The organism is Olivibacter sp. CPCC 100613 (assembly GCF_036959255.1).
Lineage (GTDB): Bacteria > Bacteroidota > Bacteroidia > Sphingobacteriales > Sphingobacteriaceae > Olivibacter.
Genome location: NZ_JAWMTI010000001.1, coordinates 67,882 through 94,279, shown reverse-complemented (window position 1 = coordinate 94,279; position 26,398 = coordinate 67,882). Strand labels below are relative to the sequence as shown.

The window sequence follows — 26,398 nt, the reverse complement described above, 5'->3', positions numbered from 1 at the left end:
TCCAATGATTAAGCAGGAGACAATCGGGAAAATTTTAGATGCTGCTCGAATAGAAGAGGTAGTGGGCGACTTTGTGGATCTAAAAAAGAGAGGAACCAGTTTAATCGGTGTTTGTCCATTCCATAATGAAAAAACACCTTCTTTTCATGTTTCTGTCAGTAAAGGTATCTATAAATGCTTTGGTTGTGGTGCCGGGGGAGACGCTGTGCGTTTTGTGATGGAGCTCGAAAAATATTCCTATCCCGAGGCATTACGTTATCTGGCGCAGAAGTATAATATCGAAGTAGAAGAAATCGAACGCTCACCGGAACAGGTGGCCGCCAGTGATAAACGGGAGAGCCTACTGATTATCACCAATTGGGCAGCTAAATTTTTCCGGGAGCGTCTTTGGGACACCGAAGATGGGCAGGCTATCGGTCTCAGTTATTTTCGTGAGCGGGGTTATCGGGATGATATCATTAAGAAATTTGAGCTGGGTTACTCACCGGAAGCCTGGGAAGCCCTATTTGAAGAGGCTATAAAGGGTGGGTTCAGTGAAGAATTTTTGGAGGAAACAGGTCTGATTGTCCGTAAAGATGATGGAAAACGTTATGATCGCTTCCGTGGGCGTGTGATGTTTCCGATACATAATCTAACGGGGCGTGTACTAGGTTTTGGTGGTAGGACACTGAAAACCGATAAAAAGGTTCCAAAATATGTCAATTCACCTGAGAGCTTAATCTACCATAAATCCGATGTTTTATATGGCTTGTATTTTGCCAAAAAGGCGATCATAGAACAAGATAATTGTTTTCTTGTGGAGGGCTATGCGGATGTAATTTCGATGCATCAAGCCGGCGTAGAAAATGTCGTGGCTTCTTCAGGTACTTCCTTAACGACTGGGCAAATCCGATTAATCGCACGATTTACCCGGAATGTAACGATTTTATATGACGGGGATGCCGCTGGTATCAAAGCGTCACTACGTGGAATGGATATGTTATTGGAAGAGGGAATGAACGTAAAAGTGCTTCTTTTTCCAGATGGCGATGATCCCGATTCATTTGCCATGAAACATGGTGCAAGCCTGTTCAAACAATATATCGCAGAAAATAGCAAGGATTTTATTTTTTATAAAACGGACATCTTACTCAAAGATGCCGGAAATGATCCTGTGAAGCGGGCGGGTGTAATCCACGATGTTGTGGATAGTATTGCACTGATTCCGGATGATATCAAAGCTTCTGTATTCATACGGGAATGTAGCCGGTTACTCGATATCGAGGAACGTCTGTTGATTGCAGAATTGAACAAGCAGAAACTGCAGGCATTCAAGAAAAGTCAAAAGTCTGCAGATTCAGCAGCTACCTCCTCGCAGGTAAACACGTCCTATGGTGGCGATGAACCACCTCCTGATCTGTTTATGGATCCAAGAGATGAGACGGAAGTTTCATCGACGGATGAACTGGTTCCCGCTATTTCTCAATCAATTGCCTTACAGGAGCGTGAAATTATCCGTCTGCTCATTAATTATGGTCAAACACCCGCCAAGTGGGAGCAGGATTATCCGATTGCTTTCGTTCTATTTGCCGGTTTGCAGGATATTGAATTTGCTGATCCCCTATGTCAAAAAATTATAAGCATTTACCTGGAATTTATCGAGCGGGAGGAGCTACCGGATGAGCGATTTTTTATTACACATGGGGATCGGGAAATTGCCGATTTGGCTATTTCATTGCTTTCGTCACCTTATAGCTTAAGTCCCAACTGGAATGATGAGAAGCGAAAGATTTATGTGGCACAGGAAACCGATAATTTAAAAAATGCCGTACTGGGAGCTCTCTATCGCATTAAGAAACGAAAAGTAGAGCAAAATATGCAAGAAATTCGAGAAACATTGAAGGTGGAACACAACGAGGCCAATCTGGAGATTTTGATGGATAAGTATCAAAAATTGAAGATGATGGAAAAGGAATTGACCGGTTTCCTGGGAACTGTTATTGTAAAATGATTCTCTCGGAATGGCTACACATCAGATAATCGGTTCGGACGGAGAACAGGCGGCCTTGCAATACCTATTGCAACAACATCATTATCTGGTGAAACAAAATTGGCGTTATAAACACCTGGAAGTCGATTTAATTATGAAGGACGGATCAGAATTGGTCTTTGTTGAGGTAAAAACTCGGTCGGGAGGTGATTTTGGACTTCCCTATGAGGCTGTTAACTGGCAAAAACAACGTAAACTATCGCAAGCTGCCACGATCTATATTCGCCAACATCGCTATGAAGGAGAAATTAGATTCGACATTGTTTCTATTTTTGTTAATAAAGAAAAAAAATACAATATTAGGCACATTAAAGATGCCTTTTGGCCGAGATATTCTTAGTTATTGGTTGGGTCGTTACTGGTGATTAGTTGCGCGTTGCCAGTTGTGAGTTATGTTCATTTTAGTTACTGATTATTCACTGTTGGTTTATTCGTAGCAATGCTCCGAAACGTAATACCACTTAACTTCTCAACAACTCAACGTCTCCACCACTTAACTACTCAACCATTTAACCATTACTTTTCGCTAAGTTTGTATCATAGGAATAAATTATGTCATATACACTACATCTTCTATATTTGTGTATGAACAAATTTTTGCTTCTGGCATTGACTGCTTTATGTAGTGTAGCTGCTTGTAATCGGGAAAAATCAGGTGATTCGTCCAATAAATCATTGAATTTTAGTGCTATTGAGTCAGGAACTTTAGTGAATAAAGGAGATAGCGTTTCCTTACGATTAAATTTACCGACTGACGTATCTTTTGATTCGATAACTTATTTGTTGAATGATAAGCCCTATATAACAGCGAAAGATAGTGATGCCATTTGGTTGAAAACAGATAGTCTTGGCATGGGAAGTCAGCTGATTACAGCGAATGTTTTTAAAGAAGGCCAAATGGAAAGTGCCAATACCAATATTGTAGTGGTGCCGTCTCAGCTACCGGAACAGTATAGCTTTTCGGTCGTAAATACCTATCCTCATGACGCACATGCCTATACACAGGGCCTGGAATATCGTGATGGCTTTCTATACGAAAGTACAGGGCAACGAGGACAGTCGACTTTAAGAAAGGTGGAATTGAAGACCGGCAAGGTGGTCAAGAAAATTGATCTTCCGTCAAAATACTTCGGAGAGGGAATGACCATTGTGGGTGATAAAATTGTTCAGCTAACTTGGGAAGAAGGCGTTGGCTTGGTGTATGATAAAAACTCTTTTGAAAAGGTAAGCGAATTCCCTTATCAGGCGAGTAAAGAAGGATGGGGATTGTGTTTTGACGGGCAGCGCCTTATCAAGTCAGATGGTACCAATCGTCTTTATTTTCTAAATAAGGATAATTATAAGGAGGAGGGTTTTATCGAGGTATATAACAATAAAGGAGCTGTTGACAAGCTTAATGAGCTGGAATACATCGATGGGAAAATTTATGCCAATGTTTACTATTCTGATGTAATTGTCGTTATCGACCCGCATTCCGGAGCGGTGGAAGCAGAAATCAATTTGATTGGGCTGCTACCGCAGAAAGATGTGACGGAAGACACCAATGTACTGAATGGGATTGCCTATGATCAAGAGGGGAAACACCTGTATGTGACGGGTAAGAATTGGGATAAATTATTTGAAATTAAGCTACTGGGGCGATAGTAGGGAGCTGTTTAATCGTTGAGTAGAGGAGTGGTTGAGTAGGTTTTATTCATAACAGCGGCAGGAGCAATAGGGTGGCCTAAATCTTAAAGCTTATTGTCTATGCCGATCGCTGATAGCCGGCTGCGAAAATTTTCCATTTGCGGGGGCTGCCTAAGACCTAAAGCTTATGGCTTTCAGCTGATATAAAAAACACGCAATCGGTTGCGTTTGCAAAGGATTTGCATTTCATCTAAAAAGTTTCTACACTTGATTGATAACAATCAATCTTTCTGATAAGAATCGCTAGTTCAATTATATTAACCAATACTAAGCAGGGTATTTACTAGATATTGATTATCTAATACATAGGTGCTTTATGATGAATGAACCCAATTACATGGATCAACCGAATCGTTTGTCAGTCGAAGACTTATTCAAAAAGTATTATCCGCGTCTATACGACTTCGCGTATAAGCTTTCGGGTAAGGAAGAAGAGGCCGAAGATTTGGTGCAGGACGCTTTCGTTGTATTCTGTGAACAGGTAAATAGTATATTTTGGAGTGAACAAGCCATTAAATCGTATTTATATACAACGATTAAGCATGATGTACTCAATCGGTTTCGACATGATAAAGTAGTTGAAAAATATCAAAAACAACAACCTAATCAGTTATTGGAAGACTTTCAGATCGATAAATTTTTAATTCATGCCGAAGTTCTCGGAGAATTAATGGCAGCATTAGATAAACTTCCTGCAGGTTGTGCTATGGTTTGTAGGATGGGTTACTTAGAAGGGCTGAAGAATCCACAGATTGCTGAGCTTTTGGGCCTAAGTATTCATACTGTAAAAAGTCAAAAACAGCGTGCCCTTCACCTACTTAAAGAACAGTTGAAACCCGAGCTTTTTACGGTACTTCTTGTAAGCTTGTTAAAATAAGCTTGCAGTACCACGAGTATTCAATCGCATTTACTTCGTAATGGCGCTTAGATTAAAAGAACGATTATTTTAGTCACTTTTTTCCGCAAAAAGTAACCAAAAACTCATCACTTGGAACTTTGCTATAAAAGGTAGTGCCTCAACGTGCAAACCGCAAATTTCCTAGGTGATATTTTAATAGAACGGAGGGTTTTTGCGGGCAGCCAACAGGGCCTCGGGTGTGGGGTAAAGCGGCCTTGGAGGATACCGATGCAACGAGCAGCAAAGCATTTGCACCTCTATTCATGTTGCATTACCCAAGCGGATTGACGAAGTGAAACGACTCCAATACGCGCCAGTGAGATGCTTTGCAATCAGATGCAAGGGAACCTACAGAGCCTTGATTTATTCACGCTTGTTTATTTTTAAAGGTGTTCATGAACTCATCACTACGTTCTTCGGTTTGCTCAACTTTTATCAAGAACCTTCCCGTAGGGAAAGCTTGAATGCCTTTTTGAAACTAACTAATGATGAAAAAAGTTGAATAAAATAATCGTTTGATTTTATTAGGCAGTTGCTTTTCCTGAGCAACCAGTATTTTTTCATAAATTTTTTATTTCTTTCCATACTTTTTTAAACTGAAGGTGCTTTAGTTGTAAATATGTTAAGGTATGTACGACGATCCGTTAGAAAAGGCGCGACTCATGGCTGCTTATATACAAGGTACCCTTTCTGAACAAGAGGAAAGGCAGTTTTTAGATTTATTACAGCGTGATAAAAGCTTGCAAGATATTTTAAATGCGTACCAAGATACCGCAGCCGTAGAAAGCCGTATTAGCACTTTAAAAGGTCGAAGCAGTGAAGAGGCTTGGGATCGATTTAAAGAAAAAACAAGTAAAAGGCGTAGAAGAAAGATACGCCCTTTGTGGATAGGGTATGCGGCGGCCATCGTCCTGCTTTTTGTCGTTACGGCTCGGTATTTCTATCATCAAGATGCCAAGGTGATTCCTGATCATTCACATCGCTATGCCAATGATGTCTTGCCAGGCGAGAGTAAGGCGCAATTGGTTCTTTCGGATGGTAGTGCCATTCAGCTCGGAGGTAAGTCGGTAAGACTTAATGAACATAATGGGACCCATATGCGCGGAACCAAAGATGAGCTGATTTACCAAACAGAAACGAAAAGCAAAAATCAACTGATTTATAATACCCTTTTTGTCCCAGCTGGAGGTACGTACCGTCTTACCCTGTCGGATGGGACGAAGGTATGGCTCAATGCTGCGTCCAAACTTATCTTTCCTGTCGATTTCGTAGCGAATGAACGCTTAGTCAAGTTAGAAGGTGAGGCGTATTTCGAAGTTGCAACGGACCAAGAGCATCCATTTGCGGTAGTGATGAACGATACAAAAATTACCGTATTAGGTACCCGCTTTAATGCGCGGGCATATCACGGGGAACGTGCAGCAACCCTGCTCAGTGGCGCCGTTAAAATCCATCATGGAAATGATGCCTATTATCTAAAACCCGGACAGCAAGCCACGGTGAATGGTCAACATCTCCACGTTGAAACCGCCGATGTAGAGAAAGCCGTTTCTTGGAAAGAAGGATACTTTTTATTTAATGAAGATAAACTTAAGCCAATTTTGGAGGAAGTTGCTCGCTGGTATGACCTCGAATTGTCGTACAAAGGAAGCCTACCTGATATTCATATTGGTGGAAGTATTAGCCGGAAAGAGAACCTGAGCGAAGTACTTGAAATGTTAAAAGAAGTAAGTGGACTGGACTTTAAAATCGATGGACGAAAGCTCCAAACGATCGTGAATCCCTAATGGAAATAAATTTGAAAGCAAAACCACCTTAGATTTTACATTGCGTCATAAGAGTACCGGAAGTGGGCCAACACTCCCGGTAAATGTTAGGCGCTCGTATTATGATTGAAGGATATAATAACCAACCCCTTAACCATACGAAAATATGAAATTATTGACATGTTTCTGTGAAATCAGCCGATGTATTTCTGCTTCACCGCATCTTGGACAATAATAGGCATGAGCCTACATATGGACGTAGCAACAAAAAAGATATGAATCGTTTATCTCGAGAGAAGGCGTCGAGAAGGAAGGCGCTTTCCTTACAAATCGTAAGGATTATGAAATTAACATGGCTGATGGTCTTGGTCTTTTCGTGCGGTGTATATGCAGCAGGAAATGCACAGCAGGTGAGTGTATCGTTAAAGAATGCACCACTGAAAGAGGTGCTCGCGCTGTTAAAGAAGCAAACGCACTACCGTTTCCTCTATAATGAAGAGCAATTGAAGCGTGCAGGTACGGTCTCCTTACAATTGGAGAATGTACCGATGGAGGAGGTTCTAGAGAGAACCTTAAAAAACAAGCAATTGCAATACAGAAGACATAATACCACCATTACGATTTCTCCGATACCGAAGGAAATCTTAAATGACGAAACCCTGCAGCAGGAATTGGAAATACATGGCACAGTGCGTGACTCGGTAGCTACGCTTGCAGGTGTTTCGGTATTTGTAAAGGGACGCGCTTCCAGTGGTACGACAACCAATGGGAGTGGACAATACCAATTGAAAGTACCCGCAGGGGCTACCCTTGTCTTCAGATTTATTGGCTACGGAGAGAAAGAAGTACCCGTGACAGGTGCAGGGGCTATTGATGTTGTCTTAAGTAACTTGGAATCACGCTTAGATGAAGTAGTCGTTGTTGGTTATGGTACACAAAAGAAGGGTGATCTGACCGGCTCCATTGCCTCGCTCAGTGCAGATGACTTAACAAAAGGGGGAGCGATCAGCAATGTAGCACAGGCTATCCAAGGAAGAGCCTCCGGTGTGGTCGTTACGCAGAATTCAAAAGCCCCTGGCGGAAGTATGTCTATTCGCATACGTGGATCCAACTCGGTAAGCAGTAGCAACGAGCCGCTATACGTCATTGATGGCTTTCCAAGCAATAATGGCGTTAATATCAATCCCGACGATATTGCCTCCATGGAAATTTTGAAAGACGCATCAGCGACTGCTATTTATGGTTCCAGAGGAGCGAATGGCGTTGTGATGATTACCACAAAACGTGGCAAAGCAGGACAAAGCAATGTAGCTTACAATGGTTATGTGGGAACACAAAAGGCAATTAATCCTTATCATTTGCTCGATGGTAAATCGTATATGTTGTTGGCAAATGAACTATATAAAGAGATCAACGGACAGGAAGGAATTGAGAACGGCGTTTATACGCAATCGCAATTGAATTCTACGATTAATACCGATTGGGTAAAAGAGGCTACTCGAACAGCTACCGTACAAAGTCATAACCTACAGTTTACCGGTGGAAGTGAGAAAACCAAGGTGTTAAGTAGCGTAGGGTATTTCGATCAAAAGGGGATTTTGAAAACCACCGACTTCAAACGTGTTTCGGGAAGAGTCAATATCGATCAAACGATTAATGATTATGTGCGTGCCGGAGCTTCCATTTTTGGTCAACGGGAAAATTCCAACTATCAAATTTATGATGGAAATATACTCAATTCCAATGTGCTTTACAGTGTTTTGACCTACGATCCGACAGTTCCGGTTTATGATGCAAATGGTGCTTTTGGTCGTCCTCCCGGTGGTCGAGGCGATAACCCATTAGCTAACCTGATGGCCCGTCAAAACGATGTGCAAAAAGACAAGCTTAATGGGAATGTTTATTTAGAAATAAAACCATTTGAAGGCCTAACCGCAAGATTTGATGCCGGAACCGAAATCTTACACGATCAATTGGGAACCTACTTATCGCAAGATTCTTATCAAGGCAGTATTGATAAAGGTGTGGCTTCACAGTCGGACTATAATCTGACGCATAATTTGGCCGATATGTTTATCACCTATGATAAAGGTTTTGGTAAACATCACCTAAATGTAATGGGTGGCTATTCTTATGAAAAGTTTACGAACAGTAATAAGGGGATTAATGTGTACGGATTCTCGACGGATCTCTATGGCTATAATAATTTAGGTGCCGCTTCTACGATTTCGGGTGTCAATTCCTATAAATCGGAAAATATGCTGATCTCCTTTTTTGGCCGCGCCAATTACTCCTTTGACGATAAGTATTTATTCACTTTTACGGTAAGACACGATGGCTCTTCTCGCTTTGGTGCTGACAATAAATGGGGTACTTTTCCTTCGGGATCTTTCGCTTGGAAACTGATCAATGAACCGTTTATGCGTAATCAGCAACTGTTTTCCGATTTTAAATTTCGCTTAGGTTATGGTAAAACGGGAAATGAACGCATTGGAAATTATGCTTCCTATGGACTGATGAGCAACGCCAATTATACATTTGATGGTATCAACAATACCAGTGGTACTTACCTAAATAGTACATCACCGGCCAATACAAAACTTAAATGGGAAACGACCAGTCAATATGATGCAGGGGTGGACTTCGCATTGTTAAACGACCGTATTGCTGTTACGATGGATGCATATTACAAAAAGACCAGTGACCTGTTGATTAAATTGAATTTACCGCTGTATTCAGGCTATGCCTCTGGTCAAAGTAATGTAGGTTCGGTTTCCAACAAAGGATTTGAGTTTGCTATTACAACGAAGAATTTGACAGGCGCCTTCACTTGGGATACGAAACTGAATTTCGCGATGAATCGCAACAAAGTACTTGATTTAGGAGGGGATAACGATATCTTTATCACTTCTGCAAAACCAATGGGAACGGTTTCCGAAGAAGCATACGCAATCATTCGTGAAGGAGAACCACTGGGTTCGCTTTTTGGATATAAATACTTGGGTGTTATCCAACAAGGAGAAGCTTATTCACCGCAACCCAATTCAAAAGCAGGTGATCCGAAATTTGCTGACGTAAATGGAGACGGTATTATAACAGCTGCCGACAGAACCATTATCGGATCGGCTTATCCGAAGCTTACTTACGGTATTACCAATACATTCGCCTATAAAAATTTTGATTTATCGGTGTTCGTTTATGGAAATTTGGGTAACGACCTATTGAACATGACGCGCATGAATTTGGAATGGAATCGCTCTACGGATGCATTAAACCGGTGGACACCCGAAAATACAAATACGGATTTACCCCGAAATGGATTCTATTATACCGAATATGGTGGTTATGTAAACGATCATTTTGTAGAAGATGCATCTTTTTTACGATTGAAAAACTTAACCTTAGGATATACACTACCCCTTAAAACGAAGGTTATGCAATCTTTACGTATGTATGTAATGGCCGAAAATTTATTTACAATCAGCGGTTATTCGGGTTGGGATCCGGAAGTGGATACGAAAGGTTATGAAAATGATGCATTGATTAAATACAACTCCAATGCGCAAACAGCCAATGCAGGTGCCGGTCTGGATTTTAATTCCTATCCCAGTATGCGCGCCTTTACTTTTGGTGTGAATGTTAACTTTTAAAAAGAGAAAAAATGAACGTCATAAAATTAAGTCAACGTTTTTTATGTCTCACTGCGGTGTGGCTAACGATCAATGCCTGTACGAAGTTGGAACCGGAATTGTACAGTGACTTGACAACGGAAAATGCTTATTCAACGGAGAGCGATATCAATGCCGCACTTACGGGTACCTATGCGAGTTTGGGACCCTACCCCGGAGATGCTTATCTTTACTATGCGGGGTACTTGGTTATGATTACCGATTATGCAACGGATATGGGCTTTTCTACTGCTGCGGGAAACCCAACTCACTTAAGCAATTTTTCTTACGATGAAAATAACCGGTATTTTAAGAGCAATTGGCAAAACATGTATCAAGTTATCGCTAATGCGAATTTATTGATTGATAATATCAGTGCTGTGGCTGGAATGAGTGAGGAAAGCAAAAACCTAGTGACGGGCCAGGCGCGCTTTTTACGCGCTTTGGCATATAATGATTTGACGGACGCTTGGGGGCCGGTCCCGTTAATCACCTCAACAAAAAATCCGGCGGAGAGCTATAATACACCTCTGTCCTCCGTTGAGCAAGTAGATTCGTTAATCCACAGTGATTGTCTTTTTGCTGCCGAAGTACTTCCCGAGAGTTGGACAAGTGAATTGGGCTTAGCCCGCGCAACTAAAGGTGCTGCCTTAACGCTGTTGGGAAAGAATTATATGCGTGCACATAACTATGAACAGGCGAAGGTATACATCGACCAAGTATTGGCATTGCGCGATAAAGGTGTTTACGTCCTGAACACGGATTTTAAAAATGAATGGTCGGAGTCAAATAAAATGGATAAAGGAATGATATTCGGTATTCTCCATGAGTCATCCCTCAATGGAGGTGAGATTACCAATCACTTTGGTCCAACGGATCATCCAGAAGTGACGGATCGTTGGCAATATTATGGTGTTTCTTTGCAATTCTGGCGTAAATTTGACGATCGCGATCCGCGAAAACAATTCTTCTATTATAATTACGAAGGAAAGGCAGCTCGGGATGGTTCCACCGCTCGTGGTTTTTATTATATGATTCCCAATCCGGGACAAACAACCGCTCCCAATGATACCACAAAATTATTGCAGAATGTGGCTACAAAAAAATACTCGTATGAAATGGTGAATGGCTCTTATCTGGATGGTCGAACTATACAAGTCTTTCGTATTGCCGATGTGATTCTTTGTAAAGCCGAAATAGAAAATGCGCTATCAGGACCCTCGGCAGGTTTGCCTTATATCAATGAAATCAGAAGAAGAGCCGGTGCACCGCTTTTAGGTGAAAGTGCCGATTTTCCGGCTCCTGGAACGAAAGAAGCGTTCATCGATGCCTTAGTTGATGAACGTGGGTTCGAACTCGTATTTGAATATAAACGGAAGGCGGACCTGGTTCGTTTGGGTAAATACGAAGAAATTAGCAATGCGTATTTAACAGCGCGTGGCATGGCACCAAAGGTGACCGAAAAACTACGTTATTTTCCTTATCCCTTGGATGAGGCTAATCTACATCCTGAAATGGCTGCAGCGAATGCGCAACGGCTACCCTAGTTCTTTTTATGATGCGTTTAAAGAAAATCGTTATTGGGCTGGTGTCGGTAGCAGTCTTATATGCTTGCTACTACTTTTATAGTCAACAGGTGCAGCTCGTTGATATTCAATTATCTTCACCGGATAATTCGGCCATTAAAGAGAACATTCATGTCAAATTGAACAGACCGGCAGCAGCCTATGTTGAGTACTGGACCGGAAGTGGTGCCCATCGCTACACGACTGTAAAAGAAGTGCGAAAGGAGCACACGTTTAATTTATTGCTATTGGATGCAGGTACCGATTATTATTATCGTATTGTGCTGGATCGATTGATTCCCATTAAATCGAAAACCTTGCATTTCAAAACCCGAAAGCAGTCGCCCTGGATGGTGCATGATTGGATTAAGGAGGACCATCCACACGATCCGCTCGCCATGGGCGATGGGTTAACCATGCTCTGTTATCGGGAGTTTCCCGGATACATTGCTATGGTTGATGGAAAAGGGGATATCAAATGGTATTGGCAAGATGAGAAAATGGGTGTGCGAATCGCATCGCTTACGCCACGTGGTACGATATTGGCCCTTTTGGCCCCGGTCGGAAAAGACGAGTTTTATAAACCACAGCCTAATAAGGCTTTTGTGAAGAGTGGTATGGGGTATAGTTTACGAACGGGTAAAATGGGTTATATGGGCGGATCACAGCTAGCGGAAATCGATTTGACGGGACGGGTGCGTTGGCGATTGAATGTCGACAAACTCGGATTAATCGTTCACCATGACCTGCGAATGGATAAGTCAAATCATATCGTAGCGGTGGTAAGAGATTATATACTGGCTGAAAAGATTGGCAAGCCTGCCGATACTTTATGGGGCGATGGCGTTGTCGTTATGGATACCACAGGAAAGGTTTTGAAAAAATGGTCGGCATGGGATCATTGGGATTTGGCAAAAGATACGAGACTAGACAGCTTAAAACATGATCGTTTCCATATTAATACCATATCATTTGATAAAGACAGCAACTACCTGGTATCCTCCCCGATTGAAAATCAAGTATGGAAGGTTAATGCGCAAACGGGTAAAACGATGTGGCGACTCGGGAAGGGAGGTGATTTTCGGCTAGATTCATCCTCTTATTTCTATTTTCAGCATGCACCGCATATTAATCAAAATGGCGATTTAATGCTTTTTGATAACGGAGATTTTTCTCCTCGTGATTCTTCGACAACTAATAAGCGATCAAGAGCTTTGTCTTTCTCCCTGAACGAAAAAACAAAAACAGCGACGAAAAAAATGGATGTGCCGCTACCGGGCAAACAGTACACGGCAAGAATGGGAAGCGCTTATTTCCTACCCAATGGCCACGTGCTACAAACAAGTTCAAAGACAGGGAGTGTACTCATATCCGACAAAGGAGGCAAGGTACTCTGGGAGCTTAATACCTATTTTATACCCTATCGTGCAGAATACGTACCGGCTGGATTCTGGCATGACTATGTACAGACCGTTCCGAATTAAAACTGAATCATGGATACTAAAACAACAAGACTATTAATTTTGCTTTGCCTGTTAGGTAATGGCCTAATTGCTTGGGCACAACATCCCTATCCAGCGGAAGAGCCTAAATGGAACGCTGATTCATTGGGTAACCAGCGGGCTGTTTTACGGGTAGACGGAAAGGCTAAATTTGTAAAGGCATCTGTCGCTTGGAGAAATCGAGCGGTAAAAGCCGATCAGCGTTTGATCATTGTTGATAGTGCACGAAATCAACCTGTCGAAACAATCATATATGGTCCTTTATCCGAAGAGAAAGGCGATTTCGTTTTTGAAGCTACAGCTGGTCCTGGAATCTATTATGTTTATTACTTACCTTATCATTTGGGTGGTAGAAGTCGGTATTACCCAGATGCAGCATACCTCAAGCATTCGGCGAACAATCCGACACGTTCAAACATCGAGCCTCCTAATCAGGCGGAGCTTTTACGTTTAGAATCGGTCGATCGTTTCAATAGGAACGACCCCATGGAAGTGATCGCTACACAAGCTGAAATACAAACCTATTTGAGGAAAAACGAGCATGATCATTATTTCGTTTTCCCGGAGTTGTACACCCATCCGATTAAAATGCAGTCGCACGTGCCGCAAAGATGGATGGACCCAACTCGTACCAATGATTCGTTGAAAGGAGAAACGGAACGCGACGTTTACTATGCTTTTCAGCTAGGCTTATGGCCCGTAAAAGCTGATTTAAAAAAAGTTACTGTTCATTTCTCAGCCTTAAAAAATGAACAAGGAGTTACATTGCCGGCAGAAGCCTTTGATTGTCTCAATACCGAAGGGACGACCTACACCGGGGAAAAGTTATCAAAAGTAGTGAATGTTCCCCGCTTGAAAGTTCAGGCCCTATGGTGTGGAGTGATGATACCGAAAAATGCCCAACCGGGTATTTACGAAGGTTATTTACATGTTCGTTCGGCTAATGCGCCTGAAAAAAAAGTGGCGATACAGTTAAAGATCACATCAACCCTTGCTGTCAATAAAGGTGTAAACGAACCATGGAAAATGACAAGGTTGCCTTGGTTGAACTCAACCCTGGCACAAGAAAACACCTTAATAAAACCGTACATACCTCTCGTCGTATCGGGCGACACGGCGATCTCACTCTTAGGGCGGAAGCTTATCCTCGATTCAGCAGGTTTTCCTAAACAAGTGTCGAGCTATTTTACGCAGGAAATGACCGGTATTGGAGATGCGCCTACCAATTTGCTAACAGAACCCATTCATTTTCATGTGAAACGTCAAAAGGATGGCAAAGATATTCCGTTTAAACAACGTGATTTTTCGTTTACTGAAAAACAGGCTGGGCTTGTAAGCTGGGAGAGCCGCAATGTATCAGATGAATTGCGCATGGATGTGAAGGCTTCGCTGGAGTTTGATGGTTTTGTGAGCTACACGGTTCAACTTACTGCCTTAAAAAATATTGCGTTACAGGATATTGCAATGCATATACCCTATCGACCGCAAGCTGCTTCTTATCTGTTAGGACTTGGTAGAAAGGGCGGTTATCGACCCGAGCACCTGGCTTGGAAATGGGACGTTGCTAAGAAGAATCAAGATGGTGCCTGGATTGGTGAGGTGAACGCAGGTATGCAATTTTCATTGCGTGATGAAAATTATGTAAGACCCCTGAATACAAATTTCTATTTGCAGAAGCCTTTGTTGCTCCCGAAATCATGGGGTAATGAACATAAAGGAGGGATTGATATCGGTATGAAAGGTTCTGCAATGCTGGTAAATAACTATAGTGGCGAACGGACGATGCAGAAAGGGGATACCCTTTATTATAATTTTACCCTATTGTTGACCCCTTTTCACCCACTTCATACAGAAGCACAATGGAGCGAACGCTATTTTCATGCATATAAACCCGTTGATTCGGTGAAGCAAAGTGGCGCCAATGTTATCAATATCCATCATGGCAACGCCTTAAATCCCTATATCAATTATCCTTTTATTGCAACGAACGAGATGAAAAATTATATCGATTCGGCACATCGGTTAGGCCTTCGGGTGAAAATCTATAATACCGTACGGGAAGTTTCTAATCGGATGTATGAACTCTATCCACTACGGAGTCTGGGACATGAGGTTTTCTCTCCTGGGCCGGGAAAAGGATATTCCTGGCTTCAAGAGCACTTGCATGACGATTATATCGCTGCTTGGTTCGTTCCGTTCTATAAGGATGCGGCAATTATTAACAGTGGAATGAACCGATGGCATAATTATTACGTTGAAGGGATGAACTGGTTGGTAGATCAAGTTGGTATTGACGGTATTTACTTGGACGATGTAGCTTTTGATCGTGTGACAATGAAAAGGATTAAGCGAGTTATGACCAAAGGCGGTCATCCGGGCCTGATCGACCTACACTCGGCAAATCAATATAACGAGCGCGACGGATTTAACAACAGTGCAAATCTCTATCTCGAACATTTTCCCTATATCAATAGACTTTGGTTTGGTGAATATTTTGACTATGAAAATAATACACCCGATTTTTTCCTTACAGAAGTGAGTGGCATTCCCTTTGGCCTAATGGGAGAGATGTTACAAGATGGTGGGAATCCTTGGCGTGGTATGATTTATGGCATGACCAATCGGCTGCCGTATCAGAAAAGTGGTCCGCAGGCCCTTTGGAAAGCTTGGGATGATTTCGGTATCAAGGAATCTCAAATGATTGGTTACTGGGTGGAAAACAACCCTATTAAAACGAATAATCAGCGGGTTTTAGCGACTATTTATAAGAGAGAAAATAAAGTAATGATTGCTTTGGCAAGCTGGGCAGATGAAAAGACACTGATTGATTTGGTGATTGATTGGCAACGTCTCGGAATCAATCCTGACAAAGCATTGATTCGGGCACCTCAGATTAATGGTTTTCAGTCGATGCGTACGTTTAAGGTAGGTGATAAAATTCCGGTTGAGAAAAATCGAGGCTGGCTACTGGTAATAGAATAATTGATCTTTATTAACTAACTAAACCATGAATTGTAGATTGATATTGTTGCTATGGCTGCTCCCTTTCTTGGCACAAGCCCAACAGGAAGCAAGCATAAGGGAAACCATGAAGCGGTATACAACTTACCCTTTTTCGGATCCCGATCCGATCCCCTCGGAAAAAATCTATCCGTATTTTCGTTTTGATGGTTTCACTGAAAAAGCAATATCAAAGGAATGGAAGATCGTGGAGCTGGAGAACGATTTTTTGAAGCTACAGATTATGCCGGAGATAGGTGGTAAAATTTGGACGGCTTACGATAAAAAAGGAAAACGTGATTTTATTTATAATAATGAGGTGATCAAGTTTCGGGATATCGCGATGCGAGGACCTTGGACAAGTGGAGGGATTGAAGCGAATTATGGAATTATCGGGCATACGCCCAACACCTCCACACCTGTAGATTACCTCACCCGTAAAAATAAAGACGGTAGTGTTAGCTGTTTTATCAGTACACTGGATTTACTAACAAGAACAAGATGGACAATCGAGATCAAGTTGGAAAAAGATAAGGCCTATTTCTCCACGCGATCTTTTTGGACCAATTCGAACCCGATAGAACAACCTTATTATACTTGGATGAATTTAGGTGTACCTGCGGGCGATGATTTACAGTTTCTTTATCCAGGTTCACATTATATCGGACATGATGGAGAAAGTCATTCCTGGCCGATCGATGAGATGGGTAGAAATTTGTCGCGTTATAAAGAGAACGATTTTGGCGGTTCCAAATCGTACCATGTGCTAGGTGTACATAGCAATTATTTTAGTGCTTATTGGGAAGCTAGCGATTATGGTATGATCCGCTTTGCTGATCGGGAAGATAAATTAGGTAAGAAAATCTTTCTATGGGCGCAATCTGGGGAGGGAAAAATATGGGAGCAACTGTTAACAGATAAAAGCGGGCAATATGTTGAAATTCAAAGCGGGCGCCTCTTTAATCAAAATATGTTTAAAAGTAGCTTCACACCCTTTAAACAAATTGGATTTGCACCGTATCAAACAGATACTTGGATCGAGTATTGGTATCCCTACCAAGGTATAGGAAAACCGACCGTTAGCCGCCCTTTGGCCACTCTTGGATTAAGTCGACAAAACGAGGGGATGCGCTTGCGATTACAAGCAAATAGTCCCATTCGTGATCGTTTAATTGTGTACAACACCGCGAATGAACCTATTCATTCCATTTCCATTGACTTGCCCACGGGCGGGCGATTGGAGCAAGATATTCCCCTAGCTTCCACCGCAGTTGTCGCCAAATTAAAATTGCAGGACGAAGTATTCGATATAGCAGCGCAACAGGAGCAAAACAGACTGAATCGCCCGTTGACGAAACCAGTAGCCGTAGACAGCAGCACGGCTTATGGTTTGTACTTACAGGGAAGAGATTTGATGCGTTTTAGAAATTATCGTGAGGCGCTCCCTAAAATAAGACAGTCGTTAAAACGCGATCCGTTCTTATTACCCGCCTTGGTGGAGATGACAAAATTGAAGCTCTTTCATTTGCAATATGATTCTGCCTATATATATGCGCAGAAGGCATTACGTGTTGATACCTATTTCGGCGAGGCGAACTACTATTATGGTCTTGCTGCGGCACATTTAGGGAAAATCTACGATGCCATGGATGCTTTCGAGGTGGCTTCACTTGATCCTTCCTGGCGAAGCGCAGCCTATACACGGCTCAGTGCACTTTATATGGAACGGAAAGAGTACGTAAAATCACTAAGCTATTCGCAAAAAGCATTGGATCGAAATGAAGAGAATGTGTTTACGCTTCAACTTCAATATCTTGGCGCGAGATTGTCTAAAAAAGTGGCCTTATGTGATACCGTAAAGCGACGGTTATCGAGCGTAGATCCCCTCAATCATTTTTTGCGTTTTGAGCAGTATTTTGCCAATAAGTCAAATGCTTCTAGAGCGGATTTTGTCTCTTTAATACGCAACGAGTTGCCGACAGAAACCTATTTAGAGCTGGCTGTTTGGTATGCGAACCTACATTTAACAGAGGAGGCCCGTGAGGTGTTGACCTTGGCGCCAAAAAATGCCGAAGTATTATACTGGCTAGCTTGGCTCAGTAGGGAGCATCCTGCAGAAAGTGAAGCCTGGCTCAAGCAGGTGGATGAGATTGATTTAGCCTATAATTTCCCTTTTAGAGAAGAGAGTGCAATGGTCTTCGAGTGGGGGATAAAAAAACATCCCTCTTGGCAAAGCTTTTATCTAATGGCACTTCTTCAACAGTTTCGAAATAATCGCTCAACGGCGGAAAATCTGCTTCAACAAGTACAGGGGCCGGTTGACTTCGCTCCCTTTTATATTTTAAGAGCAAAATTATTGCATGCGTCGCAGCTCGACAGTGCAATAGATAACGTAAAAAAAGCGATTGAAATCGATGAAAAGGAGTGGCGTTATGGGCAGTTATTGGCCAACTATTTACAGGCAGATCAACAGGATCCCGCCGCAGAAAAAGTGTTGCAAGCCTATTATAAAAAAGAACCCGAAAACTATGTTATTGGTTTAGATTATGTACGTGCACTATTATTGAACAAAAAGGCGAAAGAAGCTGAAGGAGTTTTGCAAAGAATCAATATTTTGCCTTTTGAAGGGGCTACAGATGGACGAAAGTTGTATGAACAGACTAAATTGTTGTTAGCAATAGCGGCATTAAATAAAGGGCAGCTTGATCTCACCTTAAAAAAAGTGCAAGAAACCAAATTGTGGCCCTTGAATTTAGGAGTCGGTGAACCTTACACCGAAGAGAAGGACGAACGCATGGCCGACTGGGTGGCAGCACAGGCTTATAAAGAAATGCGGAAAACTGATTTGTATACGCAGGCATTGGAAAAAGTTGCCAATGCAAAAGGAGCTGTTTTATCACCAATTTCGTTGTTACAAACAGCCGCTCTGGTAAGATTGGAACGAAAAACAGAGGCCAATGAGTTTATGCAAAGCTGGCTGATGAAAAGAAAACAGCAAAAGCTCGAACCAATGAACGAGAAGTTAATAGAAGAAGCCTTAGCAGGACAAGTCAATATGCCATCCTTGATGGAAACAATTTTTTCTAAAAGCGATGAGCGACTTTTTTAACGAATAAGCGGTGGTGTGGTTTGTTACATAACCGGGCATTTGTTCATCTACGCAATCGGTTGCGTTTCACTATTGTTTTGAAAAGAAAAAATGAAGAGATATACTTGCTCCCAATCCTTGCCTGTGAGGCATGGCTGACCAATGATATACCAATAAGCTGTAGGTTGTATTGAAAATAAGATTCTTATTAACTTAATAAGAATTTAAAACGCGGTAAACGTGTATATGCTATTTTTGGAATTTCAATATGAATGGAATGGATACCCGTATGATCACTGCTATTAAGGCCGGAAATGCCAACGCGTTCAACGTATTTTATGACCTGTTTAAGCAGGATATATACACCTATGCATATCGTTTTTTCAGATCGAAAGATTTGGCCCAGGAAATCGTTCAAGATGTATTCTTGCAAATATGGAAATACAGGGAACGGATAGATCCGGAACAAAACATAAAGGCTTATACTTATCGTATTGCTCGGAATAATATTTACAATAAATTAAAGCAAATCGCGCATCAAGAACAGTATATTTCGCATGTTTTTTATAGTCAGATGGCTAGCTACAATGAGGTGGAAGATTGGATGAATTGTAAAGAGCTGCGAGAAATATACGAAGAAGCCATTCACAAACTACCTAAGCAAAGACAATTGATTTTTCGAATGAGTCGCGTCGAATTTCTCTCCCATGAGGAAATTGCCGATCAATTGGCGATATCGAAAAATACAGTTAAAGATCAAATAGTAAAAGCACTCAAATTTATAAAGCAATACATGCTGACCCGTACAGAACTCACCATGGGGCTGATCGGTACCTTATTTTTGATAGGCAAGTGATTCAAAATAATTGATAAATATTTTATTTTGAATCGTCCTTCCCCTTTACTTCTTTGTATAAGATGGTATACAGGAAGTCAATGAGCAATCAACAAATAAAAAATCTCTATCTAAAATTTATTAAAGGGGAATGCACCAAGCAGGAGATTGATTTGTTGATCGAGCTGTTACAGTCGACCGAACACGAAGAAGGATTACCGACCGTTGAAGAAATAATAGCTTTGGAACAGGAGACTGTCTACATGGATGGGCAGGTATCGGAAGCTATATTTCAGGCGATTATCACGCCACGTGGAAAACGAGAAGAAAGTAGCTTGTCGGAAAATAGATGGAAACCCACGTTAATGGTAGCCGCCAGCCTTATCATTTTATTCTTAATGGGGATTTTGGGCTATACAATTTTCAGACCAGCCAAAACCATTTATAGCACAGACTTTGCCGAGAAGAAAACCATCGTATTACCCGATGGTAGCCGCTTATTGCTGAATGCCAACACATCTGTCGAGACGTATCAACAGTTTTTAGATCGGGATAAAAGGGAAGTTTGGATAGTCGGAGAAGCCTTCTTTGATATTGCACCGAACCAAAAAAGGCCTTTTGTTGTACACACAGCAGCGGGATTGCAGGTACAGGTACTGGGGACCGCCTTTAACTTAAAGGCCAGAGATATGGAAACCCATGTCGTATTGAATCGAGGGAGTGTGAAAGTAGCAATGGAACGTGCAGACCAAAAGGCGGAGGTACTGGTTCCGGGCGAAATGATCTTGCTGGACAAGGATGATACTTGGGTAAAAAAGTCTGTCGATACACTTTACTATGCAGCATGGCAATATGATCTGCTTCCTTTTGACAATGAGTCATTAGCGAATATAGCCCGTATTATAGAAGAAGTTTACGGTTATGAGATGTCCTTTAAAAAAACAGGTTTGGAAAAGAGACATTTTACAGGTGCTTTGCCTTCCAATAATATCGACAAGGCGGTGGCAACACTTTCAGCGGCGTTAAATTGCGAGATAATAATACATGACAATAAAAAAATAACAATCAACCAAATTAATTAACAAAAACGGAGACTTATGAAACTAGTTTTACTAGGCAAAAAAATGCCTATCATGCTCCTTATTGCCCTTACTTTTGGCATCTTATTTTCGGTAAAGGCTGCGGAACAACGTATTCCCCTCCGGGATTTACTCGGTTCACTGGAACAAAAATTTAACATACGGTTTAACTACAGCGCAGATCTGATTGGTCCCGCAATGATCGAAAGTCCGGATGTAAGTAAGCTCAAGAGGAGCGATATCGCTTCCTTTCTGGAAAAAATAGTTGCCGGAAAACTAATCGTTGAACAGATTGATGACATGCTCTATGTCGTGAAGCCCGCCAACCACGTAAAGAATGCAACTAGAAAGCAAACGGTAGAATCACGATCTAATAGCAGCAAAGTGCAGGATGAAATTACAGGTACTGTAAAAGACGCCGCGGATGGTTCCTCCTTGCCAGGTGTAACCGTGATGATCAAAGGAACAACAAGAAGCACGGTAACCGATGCCGCTGGTAACTATGTACTAACGGGCGCTGGCAACGATGCGGTACTTGTTTTCTCCTATATGGGTTACCAGCCGATTGAAGAAGTCGTCAATGGCAGAGTGCACATAGAGGTGCAGCTTCGTCCCGGCGAAAGTCAATTAGAAGAAGTGGTCGTTACAGCACTCGGTATTAAACGGGAAGAAAAATCTCTGGGTTATGCGGTACAAAAAGTATCCGGCGAACAATTACAGACGGTCAAGGGAGTTGACGTAGGAACTTCGTTGAGTGGTAAAGTTTCGGGTTTAGTGATAAAGAATTCAACCGAATTCAATGCCAAGCCTACGATCGAACTGCGTGGTGAATCACCCCTTATCGTTATTGACGGTGTGCCCTATGGGAATATGACCTTGCGGGATATTCCCACAGACGATATTGCCGACATGAGCATTTTAAAAGGAGCAACGGCTTCAGCGTTATATGGCTCACGAGGAGGGAGCGGAGCCATCATTATTACTACAAAAAGGGGGCAAACGGAAGGGTTCTCGATTGATGTGAATAGCAATACAATGACCCAAATGGGCTTTTTGGCACTTCCCGAGGTACAAACGTCCTATGGGCACGGAATCAATGGTGCCATTGCGGATGATTATGTGTGGGGACCTAAACTGGATATTGGTCAAACGGCCGTACAATGGAATCCACTTACGAAGCAAAATGAAGAAATGCCCCTTGTATCGAGCGGAAAAGATAATCTCAAAAATTTTTTAGAAAGAGGGATTATTACCAATAATAACATTAGCATTACGCAGACCGGTGAAAACGGTTTTTTTCGAACCAGCTTGAACCATATTTTGAACAAGGGCCAATATCCAAATACCAAACTCAATATCATCAATTTTACAAATAGTGGTGAGATGAAATTGGGCGATAAGTTTACAATTGGTGCACAAACCGGTTACACTCGGCAGAATTCTCCGCAGGTTTGGGGTACCGGGTATGGAAATCAAGGATATCTATACCAAATTTTAATGTGGACGGGTCCGGATTATGATATCCGGCAGTATCGTGATTATTGGGTAACACCTAACCAACAGCAGAACTGGTTATACGACGCCTGGTATGACAATCCTTACTTAATTGCTTATGAGAAATTGAATGGGATAACGCAGAATAAACTCTATGCCAGCTTCAACGCTAATTATCAGGTTAATAAAAATCTAAATGTGCTGTTCCGTACAGGATATGATTTTTATAGCAATGTGGAGACCATCAGAAATCCGAACGGTGTCAACTCAACCCGAAGCGAATTTTATGTGGGAAGATATTATTCAAGAGAAGACCCATCCCTGGCATTAACACCTGGAATAAATGTGCCCTTTAATTCATTGGGTACCTACGCAATTAATAAAGATTGGGGTTTTAGTACAAATAATGATTTGATCGTAACCTATAATCAAAATTGGGGTAAGTTTGGGTTGAACGCGCTCGGTGGGGGAACCATTTATTACTACAATGACCGTGGATTAGATGCGGCCACGCAAAATGGTCTGAGCGTCCCGGGTTGGTATTCCTTGGCTGCTTCTGTCGATAAAGCCTTGGTTGCGGAAACCGAATATAGACGGCAAATTAATAGTGTATTCGGGAAAGTCGGTCTGTCTTGGGATGACGCCGTATTTGTGGATGTGACGGCCAGAAATGACTGGAGTTCTACACAGGCTAAATCGGCGAGATCCTATTTCTATCCTTCCATAGCAGCCAGTTTTATCCTTTCGCAATACCTGAAACTACCGGAGGCTATTGACATGATTAAGCTACGAGGCTCTTGGGCTGTCGATAAATCACCTCTGGACGTTTATGCTAATAATAGAACCTATTCGGTATCCCCGGGTGTATGGGATAATTATAATACGGCGGATTATCCTGGCAACTTGTTGGGGAACAATCTATTGGCTAATGCCCATCGTACTTACGAATTCGGTGCAAATATCGCTTTGCTGCAACGAAGAATAGGGCTCGACATCACTTACTTTAACAAGTATTATTACAATCAGCAAAAGGCAGTGACCATTTCTTCTGCCGCTGGATTTTCTTCAACACTTGTCAATACGGCAGAGACCTATGAACGCAGAGGTTTGGAAATTACCTTGACAGGAAGTCCCATAAAGCATCAGAACTTTGAGTGGAATACCACCATTAATTGGTCGAACAATCACCGTTATTATGTAAATCTAGACCCGGTTTATTCAGCAGATGATTTATGGACAAAGAAAGGTGGTCGGTTGGATGTTTATACCAAAAATCGGTGGGAAAGGGATCCGGAAGGCAATATCATTCATGTAAACGGAATTCCAAAAACAAGCAATTATGAGCAAAAGATGGGATACGGTGATCCCAATTTTACTTTCGGCTTCGTGAATAACTTTCGTTATAAAAACTTTATGCTGGGAATCACGATCGATGGTCGTATCGGCGGTTTGATGTACAATTATATTTGGGATAAAATGTTCGATACCGGTGCCAATCCTGAAACGGATAACCAATACCGTTACGATGCAGTAGTGAATGGTTTGTCAAATTATGTGGGTGAGGGAGTAAAAGTAATATCCGGGGAGGCAACTTATGATAAATATGGTCAGATTACGAGCGATACGCGTGTATATGCACCAAATGATGTTCAGGTAAATTACCAGGACTATGCACAATCATTAAATGATAGTGATGGTGAGCATGGTGTGCAAAAGCAAAGTTTCGTTAAGGTAAGAGAAATCGCAATCAGTTATAATTTTCCAGCAAAGCTTTTGTCCAAAACACGTATTAAAAATGCTTCTGTGTCTCTAACAGGGCAAAATGTGCTCTTGTTTACCAAATTTAAATTTTCGGATCCGGACGTGTTCACGGAGAATTTAAATTCGCCTTCGCAACGTATGCTGGGATTAAATATACGTCTTGGGTTTTAAATAAAGGATATTGAATTTTTAATGTGATAAAAATGAAAAAATATTTAAAATATATCAGCGCATGGAGTATGCTGGCTATGCTGTTAGTAAGCTGTTCCAAATTTGATGAGATTAACAGTAATCCCAATGCCACTGGCCAGGTCACTTCGGGCATGTTAGCCAGTAATATGATTCTCGACATTACGCGGACAGACATTGGTACACAGAAATCTTTCATGCAACCCTTTTTATTGGCGAAATATGTCACCTGGCAAGAAGGTCAGGAAAATTACCAATATAACCGGATTACACGTGGTGATTTTAGTCGTTTATCATTACTCCGTAATGTTGATCCGATGATTGGTTATGCGGAGACTGAGCGTTTAAAAAATTCCTATACAGCTTTGGGTCACTTTATTAGAGCATGGCAGTTTTTTATTTTGACCATGCAAATGGGTGATATTCCCTATACTGAGACTATCAAGGGAGAGACGGAGGGCTTGGTAAAGCCAACGTACGATACACAAAAAGAGGTGTTCTTAGGGATTCTATCTGAGTTGGATCAAGCCGATGCATTGTTTGAGCTGGGAGAAAATTTTGCCGGTGATCCTATTTATAATGGAAATATCGACCAATGGCGGCGTTTAGTCAATAGCTTTGCGTTGTATGTGCTGATCAACCTCTACAAAAAGACAGATGATACCGATTTGAATGTGATATCACGTTTTCGAGAAATTGTTAATAACCGCCCCTTAATGCGGAACTATGAGGATAATTTTGCGCTCACCTATCTGGATAAAGATAATCAAAAATATCCGTGGGTAAATATCAATAGTTCGAATCCGTTTACCATATATCCAATGTTGACGGCAAACTTAATCAATCCGTTAAAGGCTATGGGAGACAGGCGTTTGTTTTATTATGCGAAGCCTTCTGTTGTCAAGTTAGCTGCAGGAAAGGACGCTTCGGACTGGGATGCTTATCCTGCAGTAGAAGCATCGGCATCGTTTAATAGTTTGCAAACGATTCATGCTTCGAAGGATTTTAGTGATTTAAACGATCGTTATGCTGATTTATTTAATGCAGAACCGGTAGGTTTATTCAATTATTGGGACTTGCAGTTTATTTTGGCAGAAGCTAGTGTGAGAACTTGGATCAGTGGTGACGCCGGAGCTTATTATGATGCGGGGATTACGGCCTCTATGCAATTTTTGGCACATTATACGCCTGATAATGAAAAATATCATCATGATATGCCCCTTACCGATACCTACATTCAGCAATATGTAAAGGAGCATCCCTTGCAGGGATCAAGTGAACAAAACATCGAGCAGATCATCACACAAAAATACTTGGCTAATTTCTTACAAGCTTGTGATTTTAATGCATGGTTTGAAAATAGACGGACGGGATACCCGACCTTTATCCTGAATGCAGCTACCAATCTAAATGATCCGACGAATACCTTTCCAAAGAGATGGTTGTATCCGGCGGATGAGTTAAATTATAACGGTGAGCACGTTTCTGACGCGATACAACGGCAATTTGGCGGGAACGATCATGTGAATCAGGAAATGTGGCTATTAAAATAAGAACGATGTAATTTACGCATGCAGATCGAGCACATTTGCTGTTATTGGCAGATGATTCATCAAAAGAAAGCAGACGGGCGCATGTAGCAGATAAGTTCAATATTATTATGTTATTAGGCGACGATCTTGGTGATTTTTCTGCTATATTTAACAATAATTCAATGGAAGAACGGCGGGAATGGGTAGAAAAAAGCGACAGGATTTCGGCGGATAGCAATGCTGTTTTGAATAGTTTGTTGAAACGCTATTGATGTGTATCGTAAAGCTGAATTTTTTAAATAAATG

At 41.7% G+C, this 26,398-nt stretch carries 15 protein-coding genes; all 15 read left to right on the top strand.

The features are described from left to right. Positions 1–4: 4 nt before the first annotated feature. The 15 genes from dnaG to RYH73_RS00230 all read left to right on the top strand — a co-directional run bounded on the left by dnaG (position 5) and on the right by RYH73_RS00230 (position 26,364). Complete coding sequence (dnaG, locus tag RYH73_RS00300) at positions 5–1,990, top strand: DNA primase (protein ID WP_335311248.1); 1,986 nt, start codon at positions 5–7, stop codon at positions 1,988–1,990. A 10-nt stretch (positions 1,991–2,000) separates the two neighbouring features. Continuing rightward, the gene (locus tag RYH73_RS00295) at positions 2,001–2,369 is read left to right on the top strand and encodes a YraN family protein (protein ID WP_335311247.1); all 369 of its coding nucleotides are present in this window, start codon (positions 2,001–2,003) and stop codon (positions 2,367–2,369) included. 245 nt (positions 2,370–2,614) lie between these two features. Further along, complete coding sequence (locus tag RYH73_RS00290) at positions 2,615–3,673, top strand: glutaminyl-peptide cyclotransferase (RefSeq protein ID WP_335311246.1); 1,059 nt, start codon at positions 2,615–2,617, stop codon at positions 3,671–3,673. Between the two features lie 358 nt (positions 3,674–4,031). Continuing rightward, the gene (locus tag RYH73_RS00285) at positions 4,032–4,592 is read left to right on the top strand and encodes an RNA polymerase sigma-70 factor (protein WP_335311245.1); all 561 of its coding nucleotides are present in this window, start codon (positions 4,032–4,034) and stop codon (positions 4,590–4,592) included. A gap of 650 nt (positions 4,593–5,242) precedes the next feature. Further along, positions 5,243–6,400 carry a FecR domain-containing protein gene (locus RYH73_RS00280; protein WP_335311244.1) on the top strand — a complete coding sequence of 386 codons (1,158 nt, stop codon included), beginning with the start codon at positions 5,243–5,245 and terminating at the stop codon, positions 6,398–6,400. 320 nt (positions 6,401–6,720) lie between these two features. Then, a complete protein-coding gene (locus RYH73_RS00275) occupies positions 6,721–10,029 on the top strand; it encodes a TonB-dependent receptor (RefSeq protein WP_335311243.1) in 3,309 nt (1,102 codons plus the stop codon). 11 nt (positions 10,030–10,040) lie between these two features. Further along, a complete protein-coding gene (locus RYH73_RS00270; RefSeq protein ID WP_335311242.1) occupies positions 10,041–11,594 on the top strand; it encodes a RagB/SusD family nutrient uptake outer membrane protein in 1,554 nt (517 codons plus the stop codon). An 8-nt stretch (positions 11,595–11,602) separates the two neighbouring features. Further along, entirely contained in the window at positions 11,603–13,096 is a 1,494-nt protein-coding gene (locus tag RYH73_RS00265) for an aryl-sulfate sulfotransferase (protein WP_335311241.1), read from the top strand. A 9-nt stretch (positions 13,097–13,105) separates the two neighbouring features. Beyond that, the gene (locus RYH73_RS00260; protein ID WP_335311240.1) at positions 13,106–16,096 is read left to right on the top strand and encodes a glycoside hydrolase domain-containing protein; all 2,991 of its coding nucleotides are present in this window, start codon (positions 13,106–13,108) and stop codon (positions 16,094–16,096) included. 25 nt (positions 16,097–16,121) lie between these two features. Further along, positions 16,122–19,223 (top strand): DUF5107 domain-containing protein, encoded by a 3,102-nt coding sequence (locus RYH73_RS00255; protein ID WP_335311239.1) that lies wholly within the window; start codon positions 16,122–16,124, stop codon positions 19,221–19,223. 256 nt (positions 19,224–19,479) lie between these two features. After that, positions 19,480–20,058, top strand: coding sequence for an RNA polymerase sigma-70 factor (locus tag RYH73_RS00250; protein ID WP_335311238.1), 579 nt, complete (start codon positions 19,480–19,482; stop codon positions 20,056–20,058). Between the two features lie 80 nt (positions 20,059–20,138). Further along, the gene (locus RYH73_RS00245; RefSeq protein ID WP_335311237.1) at positions 20,139–21,119 is read left to right on the top strand and encodes a FecR family protein; all 981 of its coding nucleotides are present in this window, start codon (positions 20,139–20,141) and stop codon (positions 21,117–21,119) included. Positions 21,120–21,134: 15 nt separating this feature from the next. Further along, positions 21,135–24,542 (top strand): SusC/RagA family TonB-linked outer membrane protein, encoded by a 3,408-nt coding sequence (locus RYH73_RS00240; protein WP_335311236.1) that lies wholly within the window; start codon positions 21,135–21,137, stop codon positions 24,540–24,542. Positions 24,543–24,574: 32 nt separating this feature from the next. Continuing rightward, positions 24,575–26,113 (top strand): SusD/RagB family nutrient-binding outer membrane lipoprotein, encoded by a 1,539-nt coding sequence (locus tag RYH73_RS00235; protein ID WP_335311235.1) that lies wholly within the window; start codon positions 24,575–24,577, stop codon positions 26,111–26,113. Between the two features lie 35 nt (positions 26,114–26,148). Next, the gene (locus tag RYH73_RS00230) at positions 26,149–26,364 is read left to right on the top strand and encodes a hypothetical protein (RefSeq protein ID WP_335311234.1); all 216 of its coding nucleotides are present in this window, start codon (positions 26,149–26,151) and stop codon (positions 26,362–26,364) included. The last annotated feature ends 34 nt before the right edge of the window (positions 26,365–26,398 follow it).

Coding starts and splice junctions, on each gene's coding strand:
- dnaG (WP_335311248.1), top strand. CDS start 5: ATGATTAAGCAGGAGACAATCGGGAAAATTTTAGATGCTGCTCGAATA.
- RYH73_RS00295 (WP_335311247.1), top strand. CDS start 2,001: ATGGCTACACATCAGATAATCGGTTCGGACGGAGAACAGGCGGCCTTG.
- RYH73_RS00290 (WP_335311246.1), top strand. CDS start 2,615: ATGAACAAATTTTTGCTTCTGGCATTGACTGCTTTATGTAGTGTAGCT.
- RYH73_RS00285 (WP_335311245.1), top strand. CDS start 4,032: ATGATGAATGAACCCAATTACATGGATCAACCGAATCGTTTGTCAGTC.
- RYH73_RS00280 (WP_335311244.1), top strand. CDS start 5,243: ATGTACGACGATCCGTTAGAAAAGGCGCGACTCATGGCTGCTTATATA.
- RYH73_RS00275 (WP_335311243.1), top strand. CDS start 6,721: ATGAAATTAACATGGCTGATGGTCTTGGTCTTTTCGTGCGGTGTATAT.
- RYH73_RS00270 (WP_335311242.1), top strand. CDS start 10,041: ATGAACGTCATAAAATTAAGTCAACGTTTTTTATGTCTCACTGCGGTG.
- RYH73_RS00265 (WP_335311241.1), top strand. CDS start 11,603: ATGATGCGTTTAAAGAAAATCGTTATTGGGCTGGTGTCGGTAGCAGTC.
- RYH73_RS00260 (WP_335311240.1), top strand. CDS start 13,106: ATGGATACTAAAACAACAAGACTATTAATTTTGCTTTGCCTGTTAGGT.
- RYH73_RS00255 (WP_335311239.1), top strand. CDS start 16,122: ATGAATTGTAGATTGATATTGTTGCTATGGCTGCTCCCTTTCTTGGCA.
- RYH73_RS00250 (WP_335311238.1), top strand. CDS start 19,480: ATGGATACCCGTATGATCACTGCTATTAAGGCCGGAAATGCCAACGCG.
- RYH73_RS00245 (WP_335311237.1), top strand. CDS start 20,139: ATGAGCAATCAACAAATAAAAAATCTCTATCTAAAATTTATTAAAGGG.
- RYH73_RS00240 (WP_335311236.1), top strand. CDS start 21,135: ATGAAACTAGTTTTACTAGGCAAAAAAATGCCTATCATGCTCCTTATT.
- RYH73_RS00235 (WP_335311235.1), top strand. CDS start 24,575: ATGAAAAAATATTTAAAATATATCAGCGCATGGAGTATGCTGGCTATG.